The 3853-nt window shown below is 63.5% G+C and carries 5 protein-coding genes and 1 pseudogene; all 6 read left to right on the plus strand.

The window, feature by feature from the left end; translation table 11 throughout:
- Window positions 1–223, plus strand: a pseudogene (locus tag EN893_RS23000) (ABC transporter permease); the annotation flags it as partial.
- A gap of 87 nt (window positions 224–310) precedes the next feature.
- Complete coding sequence (locus EN893_RS23005) at window positions 311–1078, plus strand: SDR family oxidoreductase (RefSeq protein ID WP_127266790.1); 768 nt, start codon at window positions 311–313, stop codon at window positions 1076–1078.
- Between the two features lie 175 nt (window positions 1079–1253).
- The gene (locus EN893_RS23010; protein WP_127266791.1) at window positions 1254–2081 is read left to right on the plus strand and encodes an AraC family transcriptional regulator; all 828 of its coding nucleotides are present in this window, start codon (window positions 1254–1256) and stop codon (window positions 2079–2081) included.
- Window positions 2082–2211: 130 nt separating this feature from the next.
- Window positions 2212–2655 (plus strand): SRPBCC family protein, encoded by a 444-nt coding sequence (locus tag EN893_RS23015; RefSeq protein WP_127266792.1) that lies wholly within the window; start codon window positions 2212–2214, stop codon window positions 2653–2655.
- Window positions 2656–2668: 13 nt separating this feature from the next.
- On the plus strand, window positions 2669–3463 hold the full coding sequence (locus EN893_RS23020; protein ID WP_127266793.1) for an FAD binding domain-containing protein: 795 nt from the start codon (window positions 2669–2671) through the stop codon (window positions 3461–3463).
- A gap of 58 nt (window positions 3464–3521) precedes the next feature.
- On the plus strand, window positions 3522–3853 hold a 332-nt coding region (locus EN893_RS23025; protein ID WP_128361796.1), incomplete at its 3' end, for a 2Fe-2S iron-sulfur cluster-binding protein.

A 3853-nucleotide genomic window follows, 5' to 3' on the forward strand; every position in this document is an offset into this window, starting at 1 on the left:
GGAGCTGCAGGTAATCGCCGCAACCGTCATCGGCGGCGCCAATCTGGCTGGCGGCGTCGGCACCGCCTTTGGCGCCATCGTCGGTGCGGCCCTGATCGAGGTGATCCGCAACAGTCTCGGCCTGCTCGGCATCAATGCCTTCTGGCAAGGCGTGTTCATCGGCGGCGCCATCCTGCTGGCGGTGCTGTTCGACCGCATCCGCAATTTCCGCCGCAGTGACTAGAACCATGATCCCGAAAAGTGGAAACCGGTTTTCTCGGACAAACGGAACCGTTTGTCCGGAGATCATGGTCAAACAAAAGACGGTTTGATGGCCAACTCCCTGTTCAGCCTCGAGGGGCGGCTGGCGCTGGTGACTGGCTCCGGCCAGGGCATCGGCTTCGCGCTGGCTCGGGGCATGGCTGAACATGGGGCAAGCGTGGTGCTGAACGGCCGCGACGCCGCCAGGATCGGCGGTGCCGTCGAAAAGCTGCGCAATGCCGGCTTCAAGGCGCACACCTCGACCTTCGACGTCACCGATTTTCAGGCGGTCAACGAGGACATTGCCCGCATCGAGGCCGAGATCGGCGCCATCGACATCCTCATCAACAATGCCGGCGTGCAGTTCCGCGCCCCGCTCGAGGACTTTCCCGAGGAGCAATGGGAGCGCCTGTTCAAGACCAATGTGTCGGGCGCCTTCCATGTCGGCAAGGCGGTCGCCCGCCACATGATCCCGCGCGGCAAGGGCAAGATCATCAACATCGGCTCGGTGCAGAGCGAACTGGCAAGGCCGAACATCGCACCATACACCGCGACCAAGGGCGCGATCCGCAACCTCACAAGGGGTATGTGCGCCGACTGGGCCAAACACGGCCTGCAGATCAATGCGATCGCGCCCGGCTATTTCCGCACCGAGATGAACCAGGCGCTGGTCGACAATCCGGAATTTTCCGCCTGGCTGGAAAAGCGCACGCCCGCCGGACGCTGGGGCGCTGTCGACGAGCTGATCGGCGCCGCCGTGTTCCTTGCGTCCGACGCATCGTCTTTCGTCAACGGCCATACACTGTATGTCGATGGCGGCATGACGGCTTCGGTTTGAGGGGCGTTCTTCCCTTGTGGGAGGAGAGGAAACCTATCGCTCAGTCTGAAAATCCGGCCGCATCGGCCGTCATTCGCCCTCGCCGCCCCCGCGCGTCTTGACGCGGCCCCGAACTCAGCCGCACAATCCCTGTTGCAGACGAAGGGAGGCCAGTCGTCTGCGGGAGGATATACCCATGACGGAAGCGATCAGGCTCTACTGGGGCCGGTTCGGACATGTATCTATCCTGAATGTCGCAAGCGACTTCGTCACCCATGCCCATGTCGAGGCCCATCTGATCATCTGGCTGGAAGGTACGGCCGGCGAAATGACCATCGGCCGCGAGACCGTCCGGCTTGGACCTGGAACGGCCGCCGGCATCAACTCCTTCCAGCCGCACAGCCATGTTCTGTCGCAAAACGGGACGCCCGGTCTGTTTCTAGCCTTCTACATCGATCCCGACTGGGCGCGGCGCCGCCGCGACCTGCCTTCGTCGGCACCGCTGTTTTCACAAGCCGCGATCACGCTGGAACCGTGGCTGCATCAGGCCGCCGCCAATCTGCTCGACCACCTCAGCGACAATGAGAGCGTCGACGATATCGCCAACTACGAGATCGAGCGTTTCATCGATAGCGTGCTCGACGCCGCCGACGCCTCGGCGCCGCAGGAGGCCCGTGTCCGCATCAACACCATGCAGGATTTTCGTGTCCGCAAGGCAATCCAGCTGATGAAGGCCAATGTCTGCGAGCGCATCTGCTTCGACGACGTGGCGCGCAGCGTCGGCCTGTCGCGACCGCATTTCTTCGCTTTGTTCAAGGAACAGACCAATCTGACGCCCAATGTCTACTGGAACACGCTGCGCATGGAGGAAGCGGTGCGGCAGCTGCAATGGTCGCGGGAGCCGCTGATCTCGGTCGCCTGCAATCTCGGCTTCACCACGCAGGGCAATTTCTCGCGTTTTTTCCGCGACCATGTCGGCGTGCCGCCGACGCTCTACCGCGAGGCCGCGCGGGCGATTGCCTGAGCCTGTCCTCGTTTAGTCAATGTCGACTGTTTTTCAGACTCCTTGATACACGCTCAAGACGCATTGATAAGCGCCGCTGAAATGGCCGCCCTACCCTTGCACCGGATCGCTTTTGCAAGGGAACATTTGAATGGCCAAAGTCACCATATCCAGCGTCATCGACGCGCCGGTCGAAAAGGTCTGGGCGCGCATACGCGACTTCAACGGGCTGCCGGGCTGGCATCCGCGCATGGTGGAGAGCCACATTGAAGACGGCAAGGATGCCACCATGATCGGCTGCGTGCGCAATTTCCAGCTCGCCAGCGGCGCCCGCCTGCGCGAAAAGTTGCTCGACTTCTCCGATCAGAATTTCCTGGTCAGCTACTCCATCCTCGAGACGCCGCAACCGCTGACCAATCACAAGGCGACCCTGCAGCTGCGGCGTGTGACCGATGGCGACCGCACCTACGCCGAATGGACCGCCAGCTTCGACGCCGCGCCCGAGGAGGCAGACAAGCTGGCCGAGGGCATGGGCGCGAATGTCTTTCAGGGCGGCTTCAACGCCCTGAAAAGCCATTTCGCCGGCCAGAGCTGACAGGAGCCAAACCATGGCGCTGGCACTGCAGACCTTTGCAACGGTGAAAGACGCGAACGCGGCACTGAAAGCCCAGGGCACACGCTATCTCGGCGGCGGCACGCTGGTCGTCCGCGCGGCCAATGAAGGCGATGTTTCGGTTTCCGGCCTTGTCAGGTCGACCGAGCCGTCTTTGTCCACCATCGCTGTTGCCGGCGGCAAAGTCCGCATCGGCGCTTCGGTGACGATGGCGGCGATCGCCAGTCATCCGGAGCTCGGCACGCTCGCCAAGGCCGCTCGCGCCGTCGGCGGCCCGGCCATCCGCAACATGGCGACCATCGGCGGCAATCTTTTTGCCCCGGCCCCCTATGGCGATTTCGCCGTTGCCCTGCTGGCGCTCGATGCGACGGTCGGCACCGATGACGGGCAAACGCCGATCGAGACTTTTCTGGCCAATCGGGACGGCAGCCGCGCCGTCGTCACTTCCGTGAGCTTCACGCTTCCGAAGGCCGACAGTTTCCGCTTCCTGAAAGTGTCGAGGGTCAAGCCCAAGGGCGTCTCTGTGCTCAGCATAGCCGCCGTTCTGGAACTGTCGTCGGATGGCACCGTGACCTCGGCGCGGATCGCGCTCGGCTGCATGGCGGATCGGCCAATGCGCGCCAGGGCGGCGGAAAAAGCGCTGATCGGCCGAACGCTGACCGCTGACGGCATCGCGCCGGCCTTGGCCGCGGCCGGCGATGGCATCTCGCCCATCACCGACCCGATCGCCAGCGCCTGGTATCGCGCCGAAGTCCTGCCGGTTCATCTCGGCCGGTTGCTGCTCGCTTAATATTCGTTCGGGGGCGCGCGTCTGTCCGCTGGTTGGGCAGGCGCGCTGGGAGGAAAACATGGCAAAGGTTCCGGTTCAATTCACGCTCAACGGCTCGGAAAAGGCCGAATTCATCGACAGCGGCACGACGCTGCTCCAGGCGCTGCGCGACAAGATCGGCGACACCTCGCCGAAAGGCGGCTGCCATCAAGGCACCTGCGGCGCCTGTTCGGTCATCATAGACGGCGAACTCAGGCTCTCCTGCCTGACGCTGGCCGAAACCTGCAATGGGGCGGCCATCAGCACGACTTCAGGGCTTTCGGAAAGCGGCGTGCTGCACCCGCTGCAGCGCGCCTTCCTCGACACCTTCGCCACGCAATGCGGCTTCTGCACGCCGGGCATGATCATGGC

The organism is Mesorhizobium sp. M7A.F.Ca.CA.004.04.2.1 (assembly GCF_004022825.1).
Lineage (GTDB): Bacteria > Pseudomonadota > Alphaproteobacteria > Rhizobiales > Rhizobiaceae > Mesorhizobium.